The organism is Nocardia sp. NPDC004260, from assembly GCF_053603155.1.
Map to the genome: position 1 here is coordinate 58,569 of NZ_JBSGEZ010000004.1, position 22,189 is coordinate 80,757.

At 68.0% G+C, this 22,189-nt stretch carries 17 protein-coding genes; 6 read left to right on the forward strand and 11 right to left on the reverse strand.

What is annotated here, in order from left to right:
* Nucleotides 1–136: 136 nt before the first annotated feature.
* Nucleotides 137–577, forward strand: a complete 441-nt coding sequence (locus ACWEO7_RS04525; RefSeq protein ID WP_452420727.1) for an RICIN domain-containing protein — start codon at nucleotides 137–139, stop codon at nucleotides 575–577.
* Nucleotides 578–627: 50 nt separating this feature from the next.
* Here ACWEO7_RS04525 and ACWEO7_RS04530 read toward each other — a convergent pair whose 3' ends face one another.
* The gene (locus ACWEO7_RS04530; protein ID WP_452420876.1) at nucleotides 628–1,113 is read right to left on the reverse strand and encodes a nuclear transport factor 2 family protein; all 486 of its coding nucleotides are present in this window, start codon (nucleotides 1,111–1,113) and stop codon (nucleotides 628–630) included.
* 97 nt (nucleotides 1,114–1,210) lie between these two features.
* On the opposite strand from ACWEO7_RS04530, the gene ACWEO7_RS04535 reads away from it, so the two are divergent.
* Nucleotides 1,211–1,519, forward strand: a complete 309-nt coding sequence (locus ACWEO7_RS04535; protein WP_452420729.1) for a hypothetical protein — start codon at nucleotides 1,211–1,213, stop codon at nucleotides 1,517–1,519.
* Between the two features lie 152 nt (nucleotides 1,520–1,671).
* Here the strand turns inward: ACWEO7_RS04535 and ACWEO7_RS04540 are convergent, their stop codons facing one another.
* Nucleotides 1,672–3,300: an FAD-dependent monooxygenase gene (locus tag ACWEO7_RS04540; protein WP_452420731.1), complete on the reverse strand. Its 1,629-nt coding sequence runs from the start codon at nucleotides 3,298–3,300 to the stop codon at nucleotides 1,672–1,674.
* 76 nt (nucleotides 3,301–3,376) lie between these two features.
* On the opposite strand from ACWEO7_RS04540, the gene ACWEO7_RS04545 reads away from it, so the two are divergent.
* Nucleotides 3,377–3,937, forward strand: a complete 561-nt coding sequence (locus tag ACWEO7_RS04545) for a TetR/AcrR family transcriptional regulator (protein WP_452420733.1) — start codon at nucleotides 3,377–3,379, stop codon at nucleotides 3,935–3,937.
* Between the two features lie 36 nt (nucleotides 3,938–3,973).
* Here ACWEO7_RS04545 and ACWEO7_RS04550 read toward each other — a convergent pair whose 3' ends face one another.
* The 9 genes from ACWEO7_RS04550 to ACWEO7_RS04590 form a co-directional block, all read right to left on the reverse strand.
* Entirely contained in the window at nucleotides 3,974–5,206 is a 1,233-nt protein-coding gene (locus ACWEO7_RS04550) for a vWA domain-containing protein (RefSeq protein WP_452420736.1), read from the reverse strand.
* Nucleotides 5,203–5,847: an SRPBCC family protein gene (locus ACWEO7_RS04555; RefSeq protein ID WP_452420737.1), complete on the reverse strand. Its 645-nt coding sequence runs from the start codon at nucleotides 5,845–5,847 to the stop codon at nucleotides 5,203–5,205. Before ACWEO7_RS04555 ends, ACWEO7_RS04550 begins: the two co-directional genes overlap by 4 nt.
* A 13-nt stretch (nucleotides 5,848–5,860) precedes the next feature.
* Nucleotides 5,861–6,748, reverse strand: coding sequence for an AAA family ATPase (locus tag ACWEO7_RS04560; RefSeq protein ID WP_452420739.1), 888 nt, complete (start codon nucleotides 6,746–6,748; stop codon nucleotides 5,861–5,863).
* Complete coding sequence (locus ACWEO7_RS04565; protein WP_452420741.1) at nucleotides 6,745–7,338, reverse strand: nucleotidyltransferase family protein; 594 nt, start codon at nucleotides 7,336–7,338, stop codon at nucleotides 6,745–6,747. Before ACWEO7_RS04565 ends, ACWEO7_RS04560 begins: the two co-directional genes overlap by 4 nt.
* Nucleotides 7,335–8,228, reverse strand: coding sequence for an XdhC family protein (locus tag ACWEO7_RS04570; RefSeq protein WP_452420877.1), 894 nt, complete (start codon nucleotides 8,226–8,228; stop codon nucleotides 7,335–7,337). The genes ACWEO7_RS04565 and ACWEO7_RS04570 overlap by 4 nt, the downstream gene beginning before the upstream one ends.
* Before the next feature lie 26 nt (nucleotides 8,229–8,254).
* The gene (locus ACWEO7_RS04575; RefSeq protein WP_450025336.1) at nucleotides 8,255–10,645 is read right to left on the reverse strand and encodes an aerobic carbon-monoxide dehydrogenase large subunit; all 2,391 of its coding nucleotides are present in this window, start codon (nucleotides 10,643–10,645) and stop codon (nucleotides 8,255–8,257) included.
* Nucleotides 10,642–11,160 (reverse strand): (2Fe-2S)-binding protein, encoded by a 519-nt coding sequence (locus ACWEO7_RS04580; RefSeq protein WP_450025334.1) that lies wholly within the window; start codon nucleotides 11,158–11,160, stop codon nucleotides 10,642–10,644. The genes ACWEO7_RS04575 and ACWEO7_RS04580 overlap by 4 nt, the downstream gene beginning before the upstream one ends.
* Before the next feature lie 2 nt (nucleotides 11,161–11,162).
* Complete coding sequence (locus tag ACWEO7_RS04585) at nucleotides 11,163–12,053, reverse strand: FAD binding domain-containing protein (protein ID WP_452420742.1); 891 nt, start codon at nucleotides 12,051–12,053, stop codon at nucleotides 11,163–11,165.
* Between the two features lie 80 nt (nucleotides 12,054–12,133).
* A complete protein-coding gene (locus tag ACWEO7_RS04590; protein ID WP_452420743.1) occupies nucleotides 12,134–13,267 on the reverse strand; it encodes an XdhC family protein in 1,134 nt (377 codons plus the stop codon).
* A gap of 64 nt (nucleotides 13,268–13,331) precedes the next feature.
* On the opposite strand from ACWEO7_RS04590, the gene ACWEO7_RS04595 reads away from it, so the two are divergent.
* The 3 genes from ACWEO7_RS04595 to ACWEO7_RS04605 all read left to right on the forward strand — a co-directional run bounded on the left by ACWEO7_RS04595 (nucleotide 13,332) and on the right by ACWEO7_RS04605 (nucleotide 22,057).
* Nucleotides 13,332–14,288, forward strand: coding sequence for a LysR family transcriptional regulator (locus ACWEO7_RS04595; protein WP_452420744.1), 957 nt, complete (start codon nucleotides 13,332–13,334; stop codon nucleotides 14,286–14,288).
* 785 nt (nucleotides 14,289–15,073) lie between these two features.
* The gene (locus ACWEO7_RS04600) at nucleotides 15,074–15,733 is read left to right on the forward strand and encodes a TetR/AcrR family transcriptional regulator (RefSeq protein ID WP_452420746.1); all 660 of its coding nucleotides are present in this window, start codon (nucleotides 15,074–15,076) and stop codon (nucleotides 15,731–15,733) included.
* Nucleotides 15,734–16,600: 867 nt separating this feature from the next.
* Nucleotides 16,601–22,057, forward strand: a complete 5,457-nt coding sequence (locus ACWEO7_RS04605) for an ATP-binding protein (RefSeq protein WP_452420748.1) — start codon at nucleotides 16,601–16,603, stop codon at nucleotides 22,055–22,057.
* Nucleotides 22,058–22,189: the final 132 nt, after the last annotated feature.

A 22,189-nucleotide genomic window follows, 5' to 3' on the forward strand; every position in this document is an offset into this window, starting at 1 on the left:
CGGCTGCGATCGCGCCCGTACCGACGTGATTCTTCGGTCGATGGGCGGGGTAGCCCAAAGGCACGGGATCTTCTGATGCGAGGCTCGTGGGAATGCCGTGGCCTCGAGGTCTAGCGGATGGTGAGGACGACGGACCATGACCGATTTGAGCGAAGGTGTCTATCGGATCGTCAATGTCGGCGCCGGTTGTGTGCTGGCGCTCGACAGCGCTGATCAGGTGACGGTGGTGGCGGAGCCAGGTGTCGAGGACGGCTGGCAGCATTGGCTGTTGTCCAGAGCGCCGGAATTCGGCGAAGGAATTTGGTACATCGGCAGCGGACGCACCGGCACCAGGCTCGGACTCGGCGACGGCGTGGTGAGCGAGGGAGCCCACCTCGAGTGCAGTGGGACGCCGTTGGGGTGGCAGATCACCGCCGAGGAAGCCCACCCCGACTGCTACCGCATCGCTGTCTGGGCCGCCTGCGAGTTCGTCCTCGACCTGCCCGGTCACGACGGTGACATCGGCACCGAGGAGATCGGGCTCGCGCGATCCGCGCCGATCAGCCGCACCCAGCAGTGGCAATTCCAGCACACCTGATCATCCGCCGGACGGCGGACAGCTCGATCGAACCGGACGCTGTTCAAAACTCAATCGTGTGGAACCCCGGTCGGAATGGTCGCACGCAGTAGCCGGTGCGCCTCGGGTGTGCCGTCGAGGGCTCTGGTGGTACGGCGGACGATCTGCCAGCCGTGCGGCGTGCGGCGCAGTTCGAACCGGTTCGCTCCGGCACGCCAAACTCGAAAGACGCCGTCCTGATGGCGGACCAGCAGGGATTCGCACACGGCGACGGCACTGTCGCCGTCGATGACGACGTGCGCGGGGCCGAGGAAGTGTGAGCACCCGGCGGCGATCAGGGACCGGTGGGCATCGGAGCTGACCATCGCGTGCACGTCGGCACGAGAGCGCATATGCCATCCTTCGACTTCGTATTCGCCGTCCTCGGTCCACAGGGCGGCCACCGCGTCGGCGGCGCCGGTGTCCACGAAGGGGCCGTAGGAGGCGATCAACCGGGTCACCTCGAGCTCGTCCTCCAGGCGGAGCACTCGTTGTTCCAGCTGTGTCAGTCTCGCCAAGCACCACGTCTTCTCCGGTCTGCTGGAAGCAGGCGTCCAGGATCTGCCGGTTCCCGCGGGGCGACCGCCGGATCCGGTCGCGGCGGTCTGCGACTTCATGGAGCAGACCACCATCGAACTGTTGCGGCGCCCCTTACTGGCTCGTGCGATGCTCGTCTCGGTCAACGCCGTGCGCTCGGCCGGTGCGGTCGCGGTGGATACCACGATGCGCGACCGGATCGTGGCGGTCGCGGGCATCGCCACACCCGACACCGAGGATTACCAGCTGGCGCGGCTGGTGGAGCAATGCATCTACGGCATCCTCACCTGGGCCGTGGCAGGCCAACTCGACGCGGCCGAGGCCGCGTCCGACGTGCGACGTGCTTGCACGCTACTGCTCGTTCGCTGGGTGGACCGCGGACAGTAGCGAGCCACAGGGTCCATGCTCTCGCTGCGGGCTGGAGTCGGTCGTGGTCATCGGCTCACCGCTTCGGACCTTCGCATTGGCTCGTGGTCATCAGCTGCCGTCGAGTTGCTCCGTCTGGCGGCGCGACCCACTCACCGGTGCGACGGTGACCTTCAGGCAGTGGTCTCGAGTGCTTTGCGCGGAGCGAGGATTCGAGTGAGGTGTGCGGAGATCGCGGCTGCGTCGCAGGTGCGCGCGGCGAGGTAACCGTCGGGACGGATCAGGACCAGCGTGCCCGGCTGGACGCGGAACAGGCGCCGCGCTTCGGAACCGATGAGTATCCGAGTGATATCCGTGTGGTCCGAAGCCGGGGCGTTGTCGGTTGCCATGCAGGTGCGTACCGCGTCGTCCGAGGTACCGGCGAGTTCACGGAGCGCTGCGGCGGCCTCTTCGCCGAATCCCACTACGGTCCAGTGGGTTCCGCGTGTGATGTCGAACAGTCGGGTCGGTGTGCCGTCGGCGGCGACGCCGCGGGCGTCGGGGGCGCGGTCCCCGGGGCGTGGGCCGCGGCAGCGGTCCTCACCGCGGAGGGTCAGCGCGGAGTCGGGGTAGGCGATGGCCAGCTGGTTGGTTTTGGCGAGCAGCCTGGCCATCACCGCCGGGTGCTTCACGAGCGGGAAGATCAGATGATCACGCAGAAAGCGGCGCACACCGCGCAGCGCGAACACCGACTCGAAGCCGCGCGAGCTGTCTGCCAGCACTCTGGCGGCCACCGGGATTCGCTCGTCCCCGTAGCTGTCCAGCAGGTCGCCGGGCGCACCACCGAGCACGGCCGCTAGTTTCCAGCCGAGGTTGTAGGAGTCCTGGATGCCGGTGTTCATGCCCTGGCCGCCGGCAGGCGAATGCACGTGGGCGGCGTCGCCGGCCAGGTAGACCCGGCCGTAGCGGTACCGGTCGACCATGCGCGCGTTGAAGCGGTAACGGGACAGCCATGTCGCCTCGTCCAGCACCACATCGGCCCGGCCCGAACGCGCGGTGAAGAGTTCGCGGAAGATGTCGAGCGTCGGCTCGGGCACCGATCCGTCGGGTCCGGGCACTACGTTCGCCTGGAACTGCCATACTCCATCGGCGTGCGGCAGCGGTGAAACAGCGAGGTAGCCACCGCCTTCGGTGAACCAGGCGTAGGCGGCATCGGCACTCAGTCCGCCTACTCGCACATCGCCCACCAGGAAGTACTGGTCGTCGTGCGTCCGTCCGGCCATAGTCGCGCCCAGCTGACGGCGGACTGTGCTGTGCCCGCCGTCGCAACCGACCAGATACCGGGCCCGCACGATCTCACCGTGGTCCAGCACCGCCGTGACGCCCTCGGCATCTTGTTCGAACGATGCCAGCTCCACACCGAATGCGACCTTGCTACCCAGTTCGGCCAAGCGGTCGCGCAGCACCTTTTCCACTCGCCATTCCGGCAGCAGGACCAGGTCCGGATAAGGAATTCCCGGCCGGGGACCCGAACCCGTGGTGGTCGCCAGCTCGGCGGTGAATTCGTGGTCCTGGTACATGCGCAGCGGCAACCCTGCCTCGCCGGTGGCCAGGATCCGATCGATCACGCCGAGGTCGTCGAGTACCTCCAGGCTGCGCGGCTGCAAGCCCTTGCCGCGCGAACCGATCGCGGGACCGGAGCCGCGGTCGATCACTCGATGGGCGATCCCGCGGCGGGCGAGCTCGACCGCCAGTGTCAATCCGGTCGGTCCGGCGCCCACCACGAGGACGTCGGTGCTCTGAATCTTCTTGTCCTGCAGCATCAGAACCTGCCTCCATCAGATGGTCACTACATCGTAGTACTACAATGTAGTACTACGATGTAGTAGAATCAAGCGCATGCCGAGAAAAACAGATAGGCGTGAGCTTCTGTCCGACACAGCCCTCCGACTGATCGACGAGATCGACCTGGCAGCGATCACCCACCGCGCCATCGACAAGGCCGCGGGCGTTCCCCCGGGCACCACCTCGAACTACTTCGCAACACGAGCCGCCCTATACGCGGCGATCGCCCGGCGCATCCTCGACCACCAGATCGCCGCCGAAAAGAACTCGGTGACAAACCCGCCCTCCACCCCCGAGCAGGTGGTCGATCTGCTCACAGCCGCCGTCGACGCCGGGTCCGGCCCCGCTCGCAACCGGTATCTGGCCCGCTTCGAGCTGTCCGTCGAAGCCGCCCGCGATCCGGAGCTGGCCGCGCTCATGCGAGACCTGCGGGCGGTCACCGTGCGCACTCGGGCCGCCCAGATCCGCGCTGCCTACCCGCACGCCACCGACGATCAGATCGATGCCATAGTGTCCCTGCTGACCGGCGTCGCTCTCGACCGTCTCGCACTCGACGTCCCCGCACTCGACACCGCCGCTATCGCTCGGGCCGTCCTCCGCGGATTTCTCGAGTAGAGATCTGGTTTGCGCCACCGCAAGGTTTTTCGATGATCACCGGGACGGGATCGGGTATCGACCTGGGTCGGCGGACACAGCCGACGATGCCAGAATCCGAACGAACGCGTGTATCTCCGCAAGAGTGTGCGCGGGCATCATGGTGTCGCAGAACGGCAGTGCTGCCGCCATCGCGCCAGTGGCCGGCTGGAACCTCGACTCGCCCGCACGAGGATTGAGCCAGATGACGCGCCAAGCCCGGCGTCTGATCCGGGCCATCGCACGGGCCAGGAGATCGGGAGTGTCGCTGTCCCAACCGTCCGAGGCGATGACGACGACGGCGCCGCGCACCGCGTTACCGGACGGAGTCGCGAGCAGCGCGCCGAGGCATCGGCCGATGTGCGTGCCGCCGTAGCGGTCGAGCACCTTGTCGTTGGCCCGGGCCACCGCCACCTCGGGGGAACGGTGCGCGAGCACGGGGGTAAGCCTGGTCAGGGAAGTGGAGAAGGCGAACGCCTCGGGTCGATCGGACGAACGGCGTTGCATGGCGGCCCGCATCAGGTGCAGATAGATCGTCGAATACGGTTGCATGGAGCGGCTGACGTCGCAGACCATGACGATCCGGCGCGGGCGACGCCGGGGACGGGTGCGGACCAGCACCGCCGACTCCCAGCCGGTGCGGCGCGAGTGGTTCATCGTCGCCCGGAAGTCGATCCGCTTGCCGTGCGGATCACTTTCCCGGCGCGTGCTGCGGCGCTGCGGCCAGAGTGCCGCCGCCTGTTCCAGCCAGGCGCCGATCGTTCGCAGATCGTCCGGATCGAAGCCGGCGAACGGTTCTTGCTCCCGTGCGGCGAACCGGCTCGGCAGCACATCCGGCAGTGCCGGAGCCTGGTCGGTGGACCGGTCGGCGCCGGTTGCCGATCGCGGCGTCGCCCAGGGGACGTCACCGCCGTGCCGAGACCGCCCCCGACCGACTGTGCCCGGCGCCGACGCGCGTTCGGCCGGTAGCCCGTGCGTTCGGCTCGCCGGGTCCACACCCAGCACCGCGTCGGCGAACACCGCCGCGAAGACCGCGTCGAAGGCGGCGAGATCTTGCATGCGATCGACGAGCGTGAGTCGCATGGCCCAGTAGAGTTCGGTGCGCGAGCGGGGTGCCATGCGACGCCAGGCTTGCACGAACAGCGCGGGACCGCTCGGCGCCACCGCGACGCCACTTCCCCGTAGTCGCGCGACCACCGCGACGGCGAACGCCGCCAGATCCACGCCGCGCAGCAGTGCCGCCCGCGTCATCGATTCGTGCGTATCCGCTTGCGCAGCAAGATTATTCCGAGCACTGTCGCGAGCACGAACACGACCGCGGGCGCATACTTTTTGATCATCGCGGGTCCCATGAGTTCGACAAGGTCCAGCGGCGCGGGCTCGGGTGGCGCCACCGGCTGCGCTGCTCGGCGGTCCGGCTCGGCTACCGACTCCACCGAAGTCTCATCGGCAGCCGCGAGTTTCGTTTCCAAGGATGCGACGAACTGACCCATCATCTTCTCGGACACCTGTTGCAGCATTCCGCTGCCGAACTGGGCGAGTTTGCCGACAACCTTGAGGTCGGTGTCGACGGTGACCCGGGTCCCGCCGTCGTCCGCGCACAGCCGTGTGGTGATGGTCGCGGCGGCGTTCCCGGATCCGTGCGAATCCCGGCCGCGCCCGCTGATGACGGCACGATGGTCGTGTTCGTCGCGCTCGACGAACTGCGCTCTGCCGGTGAATTCGCTGGTCACCGGGCCGACTTTGACCTTCAATCTGCCGAGGAAGTCGTCTCCCTGCCATCCGACCATCTGTGCGCCGGGCAGGAGCGGGACGACCTGTTCGAGGTCGGTCAGTACCTCCCATGCCTGCTCGACGGGTGCGTTCACGGTGAACTCGTTGGCGATCTTCATTGCGGCATCCCTCTCATCCGGTAGCCAGGTCTCGCGTGTATTCGGCGAACGCCTCACGCACGGTCGCACGGTCGTCGGGTGTCTTCGCCAGCGCGCTGAGTGCTGCGACCGCCTCCGGTGCGACGAGATCGGCGACATCGAGCGTCGCCAACGCGGCGATCCAGTCGATGGTCTCGGCGACGCCGGGCGGCTTGTCGAGATCGAGACCGCGAGCGTGCGCGACGAACAGGGTGGCATGTTCGATCAGCGCATCGGTCGCCCCGGGCACGGTGCGTCGCACGATCGCCACCGCGCGGGACGGTTCGGGGTAGTCGATCCAGTGGTAGAGGCAGCGCCGCCGCAGCGCGTCGTGCAGGTCGCGACTGCGGTTCGAGGTCAGCACCGCGAGCGGCGGCCGCTCGGCGGTGAAGGTGCCGAGTTCCGGCACGGTCACCGCGGCCTCACCGAGGAATTCCAGCAGCAACGCCTCGAATTCGTCGTCGGCACGGTCGATTTCGTCGACCAGCAGCACCGGGGGCGTCGGACCGCGATAGCGGACACAGCGCAGGATCGGACGGTCGACCAGGAATGCCTCGGTGAACAAGTCGGCTTCGGTGAGGTCGGCGCCGCGGGCTTCGGCGAGCCGAATGCTGAGCAGCTGACGCTGGTAATTCCAGTCGTACAGCGCTTCGTTCACGGTGAGGCCCTCGTAGCACTGCAGGCGGATCAGCGGAGCGGCGAGCACGGCGGCAAGGGTCTTCGCCGCGGTCGTCTTGCCTACTCCCGGCTCGCCTTCCAGCAGTAGGGGCCGACCCAACGTGGTGGCCAGATAGAAGGCGGCGGCGGTACCGGTGTCGAGCAGGTAGTCGTCGGCGTCGAATCGCCGGACCACGTCCTCGATATCGGCGAACGGAGAGATCATGGCGTGGTCGAGGCGCGCAGGCGCTCGTAATCGGCCCAGGTGTCCACGTCCAACGGCGCCGTCGCGTCGACGTCGAGCCGGGACACCGGGACGCGGCCCGACTCGATGATCTTCCAGACCGCCTTGTCGCCGTGCAATCGGGCCAACTGGCCGAACAGACCGCGGGGCAACCAGAACGGATGCCCGACGCCGTCGCGGTAGCCGCAGACCGTGATCGCCGCGGTCGTCGCATCGGCGATCAGTCGTTCGACGGTCGCGGCCGACAGACCCGGTTGATCACCGAGCATCAGCACGATTCCGGGAGCCAGGGGATGTACCGAGCCCAGGGCCGAACGCAACGACGAGGAACAGCCCGAACCGAAGTCGTCGGCCACGACCACCTCCACCCCGGTGAGATCGACCTGCTGCCGGACGGCCGCGGCCGCCCCGCCGAGGGTGACGATGATCTGATCGAAACCGCAGGCTCGAACCACGTCCAGTGTGGCGCCGAGAAGCGTCGTATCACGGTATGGCAGTAGCTGTTTCGGTGTGCCGAGACGCCGTGAGGTTCCCGCCGCGAGTACGACCCCGGTAACGAATCCGTTCGTCATGAGCGCGTCTTCGCCTCGGCGAAGGAAGTGCGGCAGCCGGAGCCGCAGAACCAGTAGTCGATGTCGTCGATGGTGAGATGTGGTGTGTCCGGCCCGACCACCACGGTCATACCGCACACCGGATCGAGCGCCTCGAACGCGACGCTCGACAGGCGAACCGGGACGGCCAAGCCGCCCTTGCGGATCGCCTGGATCACTTCCGCGACGATCGAGACGGCGATCTCCGCCGAGGTCTTGGCGCCGATCGGCAGGCCCACCGGGGTGCGCACGCGCATCTGCTCGGCGTCGGTCAAGCCGAGCTCGTCCAGAATCGACGCTCCCCGGATCTTGCTGGCCACCAAACCGACATACCCCACACCCGAGTCGAGCGCGGCGCGGATCGTCTCGGCTTCCGGGCCGCCGTGGCTCGCGATCACCACCGCGGTCGTGTCGGTCAGCGAATCCGGAGAGTCGGCTCCGCCGAGACCGCGCCGCACATCGAATCCCACCAGTGCGCACATTTCGGCCAGTGCGTCCGCGATCGGTGTCGCGCCGCAGATGCGCACCAGAGGCGCCGGAACCTGCGGCTCGAGGAATATCTCCAGCGCTCCGCCGGACAGACAGGGATTCACCACCACAGCCGCGCCGGGGGCTTCGGGAAATTGCAGGTCGCCGTCGGGCAGCACGCGCAGCAGCACGCTCTCGTTCGATTGCAGGGCGCCCAGCGCGGCCTTGCGGACCGAGTTCTGGGCGCACTGGCCGCCGACGAATCCTTCGATCGTCCCGTCCTGCAACAGGATCGCCTCGTCCCCGGCATGCGCCGAGGTCGGCTGCTGCGCTCGGACGACGGTCGCGTGCACGAACGGAGTCCGGGTCCGCACCAGTTGCTGTGCACGCTCGGTCATCTTCATCGGTGTTCCCATAGCTCCCACCCCACTCAGACGGGCGGTGTGGCCCGGCCCTGCATCGCTTCCCAGACCCGCGACGGCGTCAGCGGCATGTCGGCGTGCCGAACCCCGTAGGGCGCCAATGCGTCCACCACCGCGTTGACCACTGCCGCCGGTGATCCGACGGTCGCCGATTCGCCGATACCTTTCGCGCCGATCGGGTGGTGCGGCGAAGGAGTGACCGTGTACCCGGTCTCGAAATGCGGAACCTCGAGCGCCGTCGGGATGAGGTAGTCCATCAGGGATCCGCCGAGGCAGTTGCCGTCCTCGTCGAACGCGATGATCTCCATCAGCGCCATGCCGATGCCGTCGGTGATGCCGCCGTGCACCTGACCCTCGATGATCATCGGATTGATCCGCGTCCCGCAGTCGTCGACGGCGAGGAAGCGCCGGACCTTCACCACGGCCGTCCCCGGGTCGACATCGACGACGCAGAAGTACGCGCCATAGGGGTAGGTGAGATTCGCCGGGTTGTAACAGATTTGCGCGTCGAGTCCGCCCTCGATGCCTTCCGGCAGATCACCCGCGCCGTGTGCTCGCATCGCGATCTGCTGGATCGTGACGGCCGCGGACGGGTCGCCTTTGACGTGGAACAAGCCCTTCTCCCACTCCAGATCCGCGACGGACACTTCGAGCATGCCGGACGCGATGATCCGGGCCTTGTCGCGCACCTTCCGCGCCACCAACGCGGCAGCGGCGCCGGAGACCGGAGTCGAGCGGCTGCCGTAGGTGCCGAGGCCGAACGGGGTCTGATCGGTGTCGCCGTGGACGACGTCGATGTCGTCCGGCGGTATCCCGAGTTCCTCGGCGACGATCTGGGCGAACGTCGTCTCGTGTCCCTGCCCCTGGGTCTGCACCGACAGCCGCACAACGGCTTTGCCGGTCGGGTGGACCCGCAGCTCACACCCGTCGGCCATCCCGAGCCCGAGGATGTCCATATCCTTGCGCGGTCCCGCGCCGGCGGCTTCGGTGAAGAAGGCCATCCCGATGCCCATCAACTCACCGCGGGCGCGCTTTTCCCGCTGCTCTTCGCGCAGGGCGTCGTATCCGATCATGTCCATCGCCAAGCGCATGGTCTTCTCGTAGTCACCGGAGTCGTAGACCCAACCGGTCTTGCTGGTGTACGGGAACTGTTCGGGCCGGAGCAGATTGCGCAGCCGCAGCTGCGCCGGATCCATCTTCAGTTCCTGTGCGAGGCAATCCACCAACCGCTCGACGAAGTAGACGGCCTCGGTGATCCGGAACGAGCACGCGTAGGCGACGCCGCCAGGGGCCTTGTTCGTGTAGACCGCGGTCATCTTGCAGTAGGCGGCCTCAATGTCGTAGCTGCCGGTGAAGACACCGAAGAAGCCGGCCGGATATTTCAACGGTGCGGCCGTGCCGTTGAACGCGCCGTGATCGGCGAGCACGGTGGACCGGATGGCCAGGATCTTGCCGTCGGCGTCGGCGGCGATCTCACCGAGCATGATGTAGTCGCGGGCGAACCCGGTGCTGGTCAGGTTCTCGCTACGATCCTCCATCCATTTGACCGGTTTGCCCAGTAGCAGCGACCCGACGATGGCGCAGACATATCCCGGGTAGATGGGCACCTTGTTGCCGAACCCGCCGCCGATATCGGGTGCGATCACCCGGATCTTGTGCTCGGGCAGCCCGGCCACCATCGCGTAGATCGTGCGATGGGCGTGCGGCGCCTGACTCGTCGACCACAGGGTGAGCTTGCCGGTCACCGGATCGAGATCCGCGACGGCGCCGCAAGTTTCCATCGGGGCGGGATGCACGCGCGGATAGACGATCTCCTGCTCGACGACGACGTCCGCGCGGGCGAACACCGCCTCGGTCGCGGCGGCGTCACCGGTCTCCCAGTCGAAGCAGTGGTTGTCCCGCTTGTCCTCCAGATCATCTCGGATCACCGGCATCTCGGGCGAGAGCGCGGTCCGGGCATCGATCACCGGAGGGAGCATGTCGTACTCCACGTCGATGAGTTCCAGCGCGTCACGCGCGGCGTAGCGGTCCTCCGCGACGACGAAGGCCACCTCCTGGCCTTGGAACCGGACCTTGTCGGTCGCCAGCACCGCCTGCACATCGTTGGAAAGCGTCGGCATCCAGGCCAGTCCCTTGGCGGCGAGGTCCGCGCCGGTGACGACCGCCTTCACCTTCGGATGCGCCTGTGCCGCGGAGACGTCGACACTCACGATCCGCGCGTGCGCGAACGGCGAACGCAGGATCGCCATATGCAGCATGCCGGGCAGTTGGACGTCGTCGACGAAATTCCCGCGTCCGCGAATGAACCGGGGATCCTCCTTGCGGAGCATCCTGCCGTGCCCGCACGGCTTGCGGTCGTTGTCGACGCGGTCTTCCGGCCGGGATTCGACGGCGGTCATGATGTGCTCCCTACCGGCGCCGCGGTGGGCGCGGGTTCTGGCTCCGCCGCTTCGCCCCGTTGCTTCGCCGCGGCCCACTGGATCGACCGCACGATGGTGGTGTATCCGGTGCAGCGGCAGATCTGGCCGGAGATCGCCTCCCGGATGGTCTGCTCGTCGGGATCCGGGTTGCGGTCGAGTAGTGCCCGGGCCGTGATCATCATCCCGGGCGTGCAGAATCCGCACTGCAGCCCGTGACACTGCATGAAGCCTTCTTGCACGGGATCGAGCTTGCCGTCGACCTCGAGTCCCTCGACGGTGCGCACTGAACGCCCACCGGCCATGACGGCCAGCATCGTGCACGACTTCACCGGTTCGCCGTCCACCTCCACCACACAGGTGCCGCAGTTGCTGGTGTCACATCCCCAGTGGGTTCCGGTGAGCCGCAATTGGTCTCGTAGGAAGTGCACGAGCAGGGTGCGCGGTTCGACGTCGGCGGTCACCTGCTCGCCGTTGACGGTCATGGTTACCTGCATGGCTAGTTCCCTCTCAGCGCGGGATCGTTCAGTACGCGCTCGACCGCGGTGCGCAGCGCGCGAATCGTCAGTTCGGAGGCGAGGTGGCGCTTGTAGTCCGCGCTGCCACGCGAATCGGAAGCGGGTGAGCACGCCGCGCTCGCCCGGCGGCCCACCTCCGCGAAGATCTCTTCGGTGGGCGGCTCACCGATGAGCAGGCCCGACGCGGCGGCCAATGCGGCGGGATCGGGATCGACCGCGGTCAAGCCGATCCGTGCGGCCGCGATCGCACCGTCGCGCAGTGTCACCGTCGCGCCTGCCGCCGCGATCGCCCAGTCGCCGACCCGGCGCTCCACTTTCCGGTACGCACTGGAAGTCCGATGCCGCACCGGGATTCGGATCTCGATCAGCAGCTCGTTTCGCGTCATGGCGGTCTCGTACGGGCCGACCAGGAAGTCGTCCATCGCGATCTCCCGGTCGCCGGACGGTCCGCGCACCAGGCAGGTGGCGCCGAGAACCGTGCAGACCGTGGTCAGATCTTCGGCGGGATCGGCCTGGCACAGCGAGCCGCCGATCGTGCCGCGGTTGCGCACGACCGGGTCGGCGATCACGCGCTCGGCGTCACGGAAGATCGGGCACACCGCGGCGAGATCGTCGGATTCGAGCAGATGCCGGTGCCGCACCATCGCGCCGATGCGCACCAAGGTCGGATCGGTGACGATATAGCCCAGGTCGGCGGCCAGGTCGTTGATGTCGATGAGATATTCCGGATTGGCCAGGCGCAGTTTCATCATCGGCAACAGGCTGTGCCCGCCCGCGATGATGCGCGCCTCCTCTCCGAGCCGGTCCAGGAGTCCGACGGCGTGATCCACGCCCGTCGCGCGCTCGTATTCGAATGGTCCGGGCACCTGCATGTGACCCACCTCACATTCATGGGGAGAAGCTCAGCTTCTGCGCCGCTGAACTGCGGGTCAAGGCCGGATTAAGTAATCACTTAATCGGCTGTCGGCGCGGTGTGGTGAATCCGTCCGCCGGTTCCGGTCAGCGAACGGCCGTGCCCGCCCCAGCGCCGCGCGATGATCTCGGCCGCGATCGACACCGCCGTCTCTTCCGGCGTCCGGCCGCCCAGATCCAGCCCGATCGGGCTGGCGAGCCGGGCGAGTTGCTCCTCGGTGAGGCCGGCCTCCCGCAGGCGGGCCAGCCGCTGGTCGTGCGTGCGGCGCGACCCCATGGCGCCGACATAACCGATCCGCGGCGCCCGCAGGGCCACCTCGAGCAGCGGAACGTCGAACTTGGGATCGTGGGTCAGCACGCAGACGACGGTCCGCGCGTCGACCGCGCCTGCCGCGATCTGCGCGGCCAGGTAGCGGTGCGGCCAATCGACGACGACCTCGTCGGCGGTCGGGAACCGGGCCGATGTGGCGAAGATCGGCCGCGCGTCGCATACGGTCACCCGGTATCCGAGAAATGATCCCTGCTGCGCCACGGCGGCGGCGAAATCGATGGCCCCGAACACCAGCATCCGCGGCTGCCTGGCATGACTGGCGACGAAAACCGCCATGCCCTCGCCGCGACGCTGCCCGTCCGGGCCATAGGACAGCACCTCGCTGCGGCCCGCCGCGAGCAACCCGGCCGCGTCATCGATCACCGCGTCGTCGGTGCGCGCCGACCCCAGCGTGCCGCGCGCGTCACTCGGCCGGATGAGCAGCCGCCGCCCGATCCGGCCGGGGTCCGGGTGCTCGATGACGGTCGCGATCGCGACCGGCCGGTGCTCGGCGATGTCCGCGGCCACCTCGCCGAGTTCCGGAAACGTCTTCCGGGAGATCGGTTCGACGAAGATGTCGATGACGCCGCCGCAGGTGAGGCCGACGGCGAACGCGTCGTCATCGGAGAACCCGAACCGCTGCAACACCGGAAGACCGGTGCGCACGACATCGGTGGCGAGTTCGTAGACCGCGCCTTCGACGCAGCCGCCGGAGACCGAACCGCCGACCGTCCCGTCCGGGGCGACGACCATGGCGGCGCCTGGCGGTCGCGGCGCCGAACGGAAGGTGCGCACGACCGTCGCGACCCCAGCCGTGCCCCCGGCGTTCCACGTTGCCATCAGATCCGTGAGCACGTCCTGCATGATGCGTCCTCCGGGCGCGATACGGCGGTAGGCACCGCGTCCACCTCCAAACTAGACTCGGATCGTGACGCCCGCCCAGCTTCGGGCCTACTCGACCGTGGTGCGGCTCGGCTCCGTCCATGCGGCGGCCAGAGAGCTGGGGATGTCCGACGCCGGTGTCTCGTTGCACATCGCCCAGCTGCGCAAAGAGCTCGACGACCCGCTGTTCACCCGCGCCGCGGCGGGGCTGGCCTTCACGCCCGGCGGATTGCGCCTGGCCAGCCGGGCCATCGAGATCCTCGGACTGCAACGACAGACCGCGATCGAGGTGAGCGAAGCCGCGCACGGCCGACGGCTGCTGCGCATCGCGGCATCGAGCGCGTTCGCCGAACATGCCGCGCCCGGCCTCATCGACTTGTTCGCGGCGCGGGCGAAGGATCTGGCGGTCGAGCTGAGCGTGCACCCCACCAGCCGGTTCCGCGGTCTGATCGAGACCCGTGCGGTGGACATCGCGCTCGGGCCAGGGCCGGAGAACGCCGACACGGCCATCGCCGCCCGGCCGTTCCTGAAGTATCAGATCATCTCGGTCGCCCGCCCCGACAGCCCTGTGGCGGGCGCCGCCGCACATCCGGCGCTGCTGCGGGAGCAGCCGTGGATGCTGGGTCCCAGCGCGGGCAGTGTGGACGGGCACATCGCGACGATGCTGCGCGAGTTGGCCGTACCCGAATCCCATCAGCGGATCTTCCAGAGCGACGCCGCCGCTCTGGAAGAGGTCCGCCGGGTCGGAGGCATCACCCTGACGATCGGTTTCGCCGTGGCCGCCGATCTCGCGGCCGGTCGGTTGATCCACGTCAAGGGACCGGGGCTCCAGGTATCCGACGAGTGGTGCGCCACCACGTTGCCGCCCGATTCCCGCCAGCCCGCGGTGTCGGAACTGCTGCGGTTCATCACCACCCCGCGATGCATCCAGGCGATGATCCGTGGGTCCGGCGTGGGCGTCACTCGGTTTCGCCCGAAAGTGCATGTGACTCTGTGGAGTTGAAACCGCGCCTGCTGCGCGCCGTTTGCGGCATGCTTCGCCTCGAGTCCGCGCGACGACCCGGCCGCGGCGGCCTCGATGGCGGAGTCGCTGTTGTCGGCGCCGCGCTTTTCGCGGCGCTGATCGGCCGCAGAATATCGGGCAGTACGAGGCCTACCTGGAGCGTTTCCTTCGCTGGGTGCCCGTGGAATCCGGCCTGGACCGCACCCGCGCCGGAGCGGGGTTACGCAGGTGAGGTCACCGATCGGACGTGCCACTTCTTCTGGCCAAGGGCGCCCGCGGGCGCAGGACATCGCTCACGGCGCATGATCGGCGCCGCTCGGTTGAAAAGCTCTCGACCACAAGACTGTGTGCCGCGACCGGTGCGGCGGGCACCAGGGTAGGGGAGGAAGTACGACGGGGATCCCACCGCGACCGATGAGTTCGGCAACCACGGTGCAGGCCAATTCGGTGTCGTCGGTCCACCCGCACTGCCGGGCCGGGAGATTGCCGGCCCGAAGATCCGGAATCGACCGGCAATTGCATGTTCATACTTAGATATGCGCATTGGACCATGATCAACGGTAGAGCGGTTGACGACAATACGGAGCTTGTCCTAGCCTCGGCGAGGTGAACATTGCTCACCCGACGGTCGTGAACACTTCCGTCTCGTGTTCGCGAGATCTGGAGGGCCTCCGCTTCGTAGATGTTCGTCGGGTGGCTCGACGAGTCGGATCTGTCGATGACGTGGGAGGTGGCGCTCGCCGCGTCCTTGGGTCTGGTCGCGGCGCGGGATCGGCGCGATAGCGATGACCAAGCGCGGGTTGACCCGGGATCGTTTGGCTGACATCGCTCACGATTACGTCTCGGAGAACGGTCTGGACGCGCTCACGATGCGACGGCTGGCAGCCGCGGCGGGGGTGACGCCCGGTGCGTTGTACAAGCATTTACGGGACCGGAAGGATCTCCAGCGTGCGATGGCCGACACCATTTTCCGGGCCGTCGACCTGTCGGATATCGACCTCGGCAACCCCGATGTCGCGCAGACGATGATCTGCTGTCACCGTATTCGTGCGGCGATACTTCGTTTCCGTGAGGGAGGACGCGTCGTCGCGGGCTCGTACTCGCCTTCGCCGGAGACCATCAGAGTCTCCAGTACGCTGACGACACTCCTCCGCGGTGTGGTTCTGCCGCAGTTCGGCGTCGGCGAGATCGTTTTGGTATTGCGTTCCTACATTACGGGTTTCGTCATCGAGGAACAGGCCTATCTCGAACTGAGCAACGCGGGCGAGTGGGATTCCCTGGTGGCGCGAATTTCGACCGGTGGTCATGCCCGGCAGGAGGGTGCCGACGATGTCCTCGCGATTATGACCGGTGATCGGGATCTGAGGTTCACCGCCGGATTGCGCGCTGTTCTCTACGGCAAGGTTCGAGATTCGGCTAACATCGCTGCGCCGGTTCATAATTGATTGCAGTGTCGGCTTCGTCCGAATCGATGGGCGCGGTTGCATCATGGCTGATCGGCTCGAGCGGTTCGCGGTCTGTCCGGACGTCGACGCGTCGGCGAAGGCGCTGCGCTTCATACGCATCTGCGACCCGTGGGATCCCGATCGTCACCGTGGTCGGCGCGCCAGGCCTCCTATCGGGTGCGGGGTGGCAGCGCGACGGGGTGAATCGGCATCCGAGCCTTTGTATGCCTACGGGATGGCCGAGGTGGGGAAGATCGCGATCGGAACGCGCTACGGCGGGCGCACCGAGTCCCGGGCTCCGTACCCCGGGTGAGGAGATGAACCCGGGACGGCCGCGCGGTTCCTCGTCACGGAGTCTTCCGGTGGGTCGCGAAGTGGCAGCTTCCCCGGTTGCGAGATAGGAGACATCTGCGAGAGGGGAGACGTCTGCGAGAGAGGCGGCGCAGGTCGCGTGCAGGTTCCGACTCCATCGCTCTCGGCACTCGCTAAAATATTCGAAACCGACCAGTAATTCGCGTTTCTGGTTTCGTAGCGGAATCCGACGACGCGAGCGTACGCGAGGCGAAAAGATTGACGCGGCACCGGCCTGCCTCTAACCTTCGCGTGGTGAACGATGCTTACCATGCGGCGTCGGGGTGGCCGTCGCAGGTATCGCCATCTCTGCGACCGACGGCTGCCGGATCACTCCACGCTTACCTGACCGTCGCAGTCGGCAGCGGGCTACCCGGCGCGCCTGCCCCGCACCCGCGCGACGATACGGCCGAGTAACCACCGGACAGGTGTAATTCCACCGACCGGATGTGCGACAAAGGGTACTCACCCTTTGCCCGTCGACCGGGCCACAACTTCGGAGAGGAAGGACGGCGAGTGTTCAGCCGCATCGCCATTGTGAACCGGGGAGAGGCCGCCATGCGCCTCATCCACGCGGTCCGAGACCTGGCCGCGGAAACGGCACGTTCGATCGAGACCATCGCCTTCTACACCGATGTCGATCGCAACGCGACGTTCGTGCGCGAGGCCGACATCACCTATGACCTGGGGCCGGCCTCCGCGCGACCGTACCTGGATCTGAAGGCGCTCGAACGCGCGCTGGTGGCGACCCGGGCCGACGCCGCGTGGGTCGGCTGGGGCTTCGTCGCCGAAGATCCGGCGTTCGCCGAGTTGTGCGACCAGATCGGCGTGACCTTCATCGGTCCGGATGCCGAGGCGATGCGCAAACTCGGCGACAAGATCGGCGCGAAGCTCATCGCCGAAGAGGTCGGTGTACCGGTCGCGCCTTGGAGCCGCGGCCCGGTCGAGACCGTCGACGACGCGCTCGCCTCCGCCGCCGACATCGGCTACCCGCTGATGCTGAAAGCGACCGCGGGCGGCGGTGGGCGCGGTATTCGCGTGGTCACCGACGAGGCCGAGTTGGTCGACGCTTACGAACGCACCCGGCAGGAGGCCGCCCGCGCGTTCGGCAGTGGTGTGGTGTTCCTCGAACGGCTCGTCACCGGCGCTCGCCATGTCGAGGTCCAGGTGATCGCGGACGGTCAGGGCACCGCCTGGGCGCTGGGTGTGCGCGACTGCTCGGTGCAGCGGCGCAACCAGAAGGTCATCGAGGAGTCCGCGTCACCGGTGCTGCGGCCCGAGCAGGTCGCCGAACTCAAGGCCTCGGCCGAGCGCCTGGCGGTCGCGGTCGGTTACCGCGGCGCGGCGACCGTCGAGTTCCTGTACCACCCCGGCGACGAGCTGTTCGCGTTCCTCGAGGTCAACACCCGTCTGCAGGTCGAGCACCCGATCACCGAGCAGACCACCGGTTTCGACCTGGTTCGCGCGCAACTGGCGGTGGCTTCCGGTGAACGGCTCGAGGGCGAGCCGCCCGCCGAGCGTGGGCACGCCATCGAAGCGCGGCTCAACGCCGAGGATCCCGACCGCGACTTCGCTCCCGCGCCGGGCCGGATCGCCCGCTTGGACCTGCCCGCGGGTCCGGGTATCCGGGTCGACACCGGCGTCAGCGAAGGCGATGTCATCCCCGCCGATTTCGATTCGATGATCGCCAAGATCATCGCTTACGGTCGCGACCGGTCCGAGGCGCTGGGCAGGTTGCGCCGGGCCGTCGGGCAGACCCGGGTGATCATCGAGGGCGGCGCGACGAACAAGAGTTTCGTCCTCGAACTGCTGGACCAGCCCGAGGTGATCGACGCGAGCGCCGACACCGGCTGGATCGACCGTGTGCGCGGACAGGGTCGCCTCGTCTCGCACCGCAATTCCGCCGTCGCGCTCGCGGCCGCCGCCATCGACGCCTACGAGGAAGAGGAACGGGCCGAGCGGGACCGCCTGCTGTCCACCGCCGCGGGCGGTCGTCCCCTGGTGCAGCACCACGCGGGCCGACCGCTCGACCTCAAATTGCGCGGAGTCGGCTATCGCGTGCGCGTGGCCCGTACCGGCGCGCATCGGTTCCGCATCGGCATCGAGGCGGGCGAGGACATCCGCACCGCCGATGTCGACCTGGTCCGCTATGACCGGCATTCCGGCCAGATCGTGGTCAACGGCACCGCCTTCCGCGTCACCGCGGGCACGCACGGGCCGATCCACGTGGTCGACGTCGATGGTGTGACCCATCGGGTGAGCCGGGACGAGGGCGGCGTCGTCCGCTCACCCGCACCCGCGCTCGTGGTCGCCACGCCGCTGCAGGTCGGCGACGAGGTCGAGGCCAACGCGCCGCTGCTGGTGCTGGAGAGCATGAAGATGGAGACGGTGCTGCGCGCACCGTTCAAGGCGCGGCTGAAGGAATGCGCCGTCTCGGTCGGTACCCAGGTGGAGACCGGGGCACCGCTGCTGCGGCTGGAGCGCCTGGTCGATGACGCGGTCGAGGAGACCGCGGCCGTCGGGTCGGTCGAGCTGGACCTGCCCGCCGGGGATGCGCAGGCTCATCCGCACGAGCGGCTCGTCCGACGGTCGCAGGACCTGCGCGGCCTGTTGCTCGGTTTCGACGTCGATCCGCACGACGACCGCCGGGTGCTGTCGGATTACCTCGATGCCCGCCGTATCGCCGTCGCGGACGACCGCAGGCCGCTGGCGGAGGAACTCGAGCTCATCGACGTGTTCACCGACCTCGCCGAGTTGAGCCACAACCGGCCGTCGGGTGAGGACGCCCAAGGGCATGTCCACAGTGCCCGCGAGTACTTCCACACCTACCTGCAGAGCCTGGACGTCGAACGGGCCGGACTGCCGGAATCGTTCAAGAGCAAGCTCGCGCGGGCGCTCGGCCACTACGGCGTGTCCGATCTGGAGCGTTCCCCCGAGCTCGAGGCCGCGGTCTTCCGGATCTTCCTCGCCCAGCAACGCACCGACACCGTCGCGGTCGTGACGGCACTGCTGCGGGAGTGGCTGGGCGAGCGGATGCCCGATCGAGCTCTGCGCGAACCGGTCGGTCTGGCACTGGAACGGCTGGTCGCCGCGACCCAGGTGCCTTTCCCCGTCGTCGCCGATCTCGCTCGCGGTCTGGTGTTCGGCTGGTACGGCCAGCCGCTGCTGCGGCGCAATCGCGCCCGCGTGTACACCAACGTCCGCCGGTCCCTGCGGTACCTGGACACCCATCCCGACGCGCCCGATCGCGCGGAGCGTATCTCCGACATGGTCCGCAGCACCGAACCGCTGGTGCGGTTGCTGGGCCAGCGGCTGGTCCGCGGCAGCGACGACAACACGGCGATGCTCGAGGTGCTGACCCGCCGGTACTACGGCAACAAGGGCCTCACCGGCGTCCGCACCCACGATGTCGACGGATGCCGTTACCTGATCGCCGACCGCGACGGTGCGAGCCTGGTGTCCGCCGCGGTGCGCTTCGACGCGCTCGGCGCCGCGGTGCGCGGGCTGGCCGAACTGACCGGCGACGCGGTGTCGATCGACGCCGACATCTATCTCAGCTGGGAGAAGCAGCCCGCCGACTTCGACGCCATGGCCGCGGCCCTGCACTCGGTGCTCAGCGCGCAGCCGCTGCCGAAGCAGGTGCACCGGATCACCGCGACGGTCGCGGGCAGCAACGGCGCGGTCATGCATCACCACTTCACCTTCCGCCCGTCGGCCACCGGCCCCGCCGAGGAACGGCTGATCCGCGGCCTGCATCCGTACATCGCGCAGCGGATGCAAATGGAGCGGCTGCGTAAGTTCGATCTCACCCGCCTGCCGTCGTCCGACGACGAGGAGATCTATCTGTTCCGGTGCGTCGCGAAGGACAATCCGGCCGACGACCGGCTGATCGCGTTCGCGCAGGTGCGGGACCTGACCGCGCTGCGCGAACACGACGGACGGCTGCTCGCGCTGCCGACCGCCGAGAGCACGATCGCCACCTGCCTCGACTCGATCCGCCGGGCGCAGTCGCGTCGGCCGTCGGCGAAGCGGCTCAACACCAATCGCATCGTGATGTACGTCTGGCCGCCGCTGGATGTCACCCGCGCCGAGCTCGAGCGGATCGGCGGCCATGTGCTGCCGACGACCGCGGGCGCCGGACTCGAGGAAATCGTGCTCATCGCGCGGGAACGCGACGCGGACACCGGCGAGTTGGTGAAGGTGGCCATCCGGATCAGTTTCGATGCCGCGGGCGGCACCGTGGTGACCTTCGGCGAGCCGTCCGACGAACCGATCGAGCCGCTCGACGCCTACCGGCAGAAGGTGCTGCGCGCCGCGGGCCGCAATGCGGTGTACCCCTACGAATTGACCGGCCTGCTCGGCAATTTCACCGAATACGACCTCGACAGCGACCACACGCTGGTCCCGGTCGACCGGCCGAAGGGGCGCAACACCGCCGCGATCGTCGCTGGCGTCATCACCACGGCCACCCCGAAGCATCCGGAGGGCGTCACGCGGGTGGTACTGCTCGGCGACCCGACGAAAGCATTGGGCGCGCTGTCGGAACCGGAGTGCAGGCGGGTGATCGCCGCACTGGACCTGGCCGAGCGCCTGGAGGTGCCGCTGGAGTGGTACGCGCTGTCGGCGGGCGCTCGCATCTCGATGGAATCGGGCACCGAGAACATGGACTGGGTGGCGGCCGCGCTCAAGCGGATCGTCGAATTCACCCAGGCGGGCCGCGAGATCAACATCGTGGTCGCGGGCATCAATGTCGGAGCCCAGCCGTACTGGAACGCCGAGGCGACCATGCTCATGCACACCAAGGGCATCCTGGTGATGACGCCGGATTCGGCCATGGTGCTCACCGGTAAGCAGGCGCTGGACTTCTCCGGCGGCGTGTCGGCCGAGGACAACTTCGGCATCGGCGGCTACGACCGGGTCATGGGTCCGAACGGACAGGCGCAGTACTGGGCGCCGAACCTGGCCGCGGCGCGCGACATCCTGATGGCGCACTACGACCACACCTACATCGTCCCCGGTGAGCAGGCGCCGCGGCGGTCGCAGACCAGCGATCCCATCGATCGCGACATCTCCGATTTCCCGCACGTCCTGGCGGGCAGCGACTTCGCCACCGTCGGCGAGATCTTCTCGGCCACCGCGAATCCGGACCGGAAGAAGCCGTTCGACATCCGCACGGTGATGCGCGCGGTCGCTGACCAGGACCACCCGGTGCTGGAGCGCTGGGCGGGCATGGCCGACGCCGAGACCGCCGTCGTGCAGGACGCGCATCTGGGCGGAATCCCGGTGTGCCTGCTCGGCATCGAGTCCCGGGGCGTGCCGCGGCACGGTTTTCCGCCCACCGACGGCCCGGACACCTACACCGCGGGCACGCTGTTCCCCCGATCGTCGAAGAAGGCCGCGCGGGCGATCAACGCCGCGAGCGGCAACCGGCCACTGGTGGTGCTGGCGAACCTGTCGGGCTTCGACGGGTCGCCGGAGTCGATGCGCAAGTTGCAGTTGGAGTACGGCGCCGAGATCGGTCGTGCGATCGTCAACTTCGACGGTCCGATCGTGTTCTGCGTGATCTCCCGCTACCACGGTGGCGCGTTCGTCGTCTTCTCGAAGGCGTTGAACCCGAACATGACCGTCCTGGCGCTGGAAGGCTCGTTCGCCTCGGTGCTCGGCGGCGCGCCCGCCGCGGCGGCGGTGTTCTCCGGTGACGTCGCCACCCGCACCACGGCCGACCCACGGGTGCAGGAGCTGGAGGTGCGCGTCGCCAACGCGTCCGGTACCGATCGGGCCACGCTGAGCGCGGAACTGGACGAACTGCGCTCCTCGGTGCGCGCGGAGAAACTCGGTGAAGTGGCCGCGGAGTTCGACCGCATCCACAATATCCAGCGTGCTGTCGAAGTCGGCTCTGTCGATGCGGTCATCCGCGCCGATGAACTGCGGCTTCGCGTCATCGAAGCCATCCAGGAGCGCCTGGACGGCTGACGGCGGCGGGCTGCGTCCTCGGCGGGCGGCGGCTGGACGGTCGGTTGTGCTCGTTAGCGGCGCAATCGGATCGGCAGTCGTCGCTCGCCGTCGTGTGCGGCCTCTGCTACGCGCCCACGGCTGCCCGTGGTG

Excerpts from the sequence above, each read along its gene's own strand:
- ACWEO7_RS04525 (WP_452420727.1), top strand. The coding sequence starts at position 137 with ATGACCGATTTGAGCGAAGGTGTCTATCGGATCGTCAATGTCGGCGCC.
- ACWEO7_RS04535 (WP_452420729.1), top strand. The coding sequence starts at position 1,211 with ATGGAGCAGACCACCATCGAACTGTTGCGGCGCCCCTTACTGGCTCGT.
- ACWEO7_RS04540 (WP_452420731.1), bottom strand. The coding sequence starts at position 3,300 with ATGCTGCAGGACAAGAAGATTCAGAGCACCGACGTCCTCGTGGTGGGC.
- ACWEO7_RS04545 (WP_452420733.1), top strand. The coding sequence starts at position 3,377 with ATGCCGAGAAAAACAGATAGGCGTGAGCTTCTGTCCGACACAGCCCTC.
- ACWEO7_RS04550 (WP_452420736.1), bottom strand. The coding sequence starts at position 5,206 with ATGACGCGGGCGGCACTGCTGCGCGGCGTGGATCTGGCGGCGTTCGCC.
- ACWEO7_RS04555 (WP_452420737.1), bottom strand. The coding sequence starts at position 5,847 with ATGAAGATCGCCAACGAGTTCACCGTGAACGCACCCGTCGAGCAGGCA.
- ACWEO7_RS04560 (WP_452420739.1), bottom strand. The coding sequence starts at position 6,748 with ATGATCTCTCCGTTCGCCGATATCGAGGACGTGGTCCGGCGATTCGAC.
- ACWEO7_RS04565 (WP_452420741.1), bottom strand. The coding sequence starts at position 7,338 with ATGACGAACGGATTCGTTACCGGGGTCGTACTCGCGGCGGGAACCTCA.
- ACWEO7_RS04570 (WP_452420877.1), bottom strand. The coding sequence starts at position 8,228 with ATGAAGATGACCGAGCGTGCACAGCAACTGGTGCGGACCCGGACTCCG.
- ACWEO7_RS04575 (WP_450025336.1), bottom strand. The coding sequence starts at position 10,645 with ATGACCGCCGTCGAATCCCGGCCGGAAGACCGCGTCGACAACGACCGC.
- ACWEO7_RS04580 (WP_450025334.1), bottom strand. The coding sequence starts at position 11,160 with ATGCAGGTAACCATGACCGTCAACGGCGAGCAGGTGACCGCCGACGTC.
- ACWEO7_RS04585 (WP_452420742.1), bottom strand. The coding sequence starts at position 12,053 with ATGCAGGTGCCCGGACCATTCGAATACGAGCGCGCGACGGGCGTGGAT.
- ACWEO7_RS04590 (WP_452420743.1), bottom strand. The coding sequence starts at position 13,267 with ATGCAGGACGTGCTCACGGATCTGATGGCAACGTGGAACGCCGGGGGC.
- ACWEO7_RS04600 (WP_452420746.1), top strand. The coding sequence starts at position 15,074 with ATGACCAAGCGCGGGTTGACCCGGGATCGTTTGGCTGACATCGCTCAC.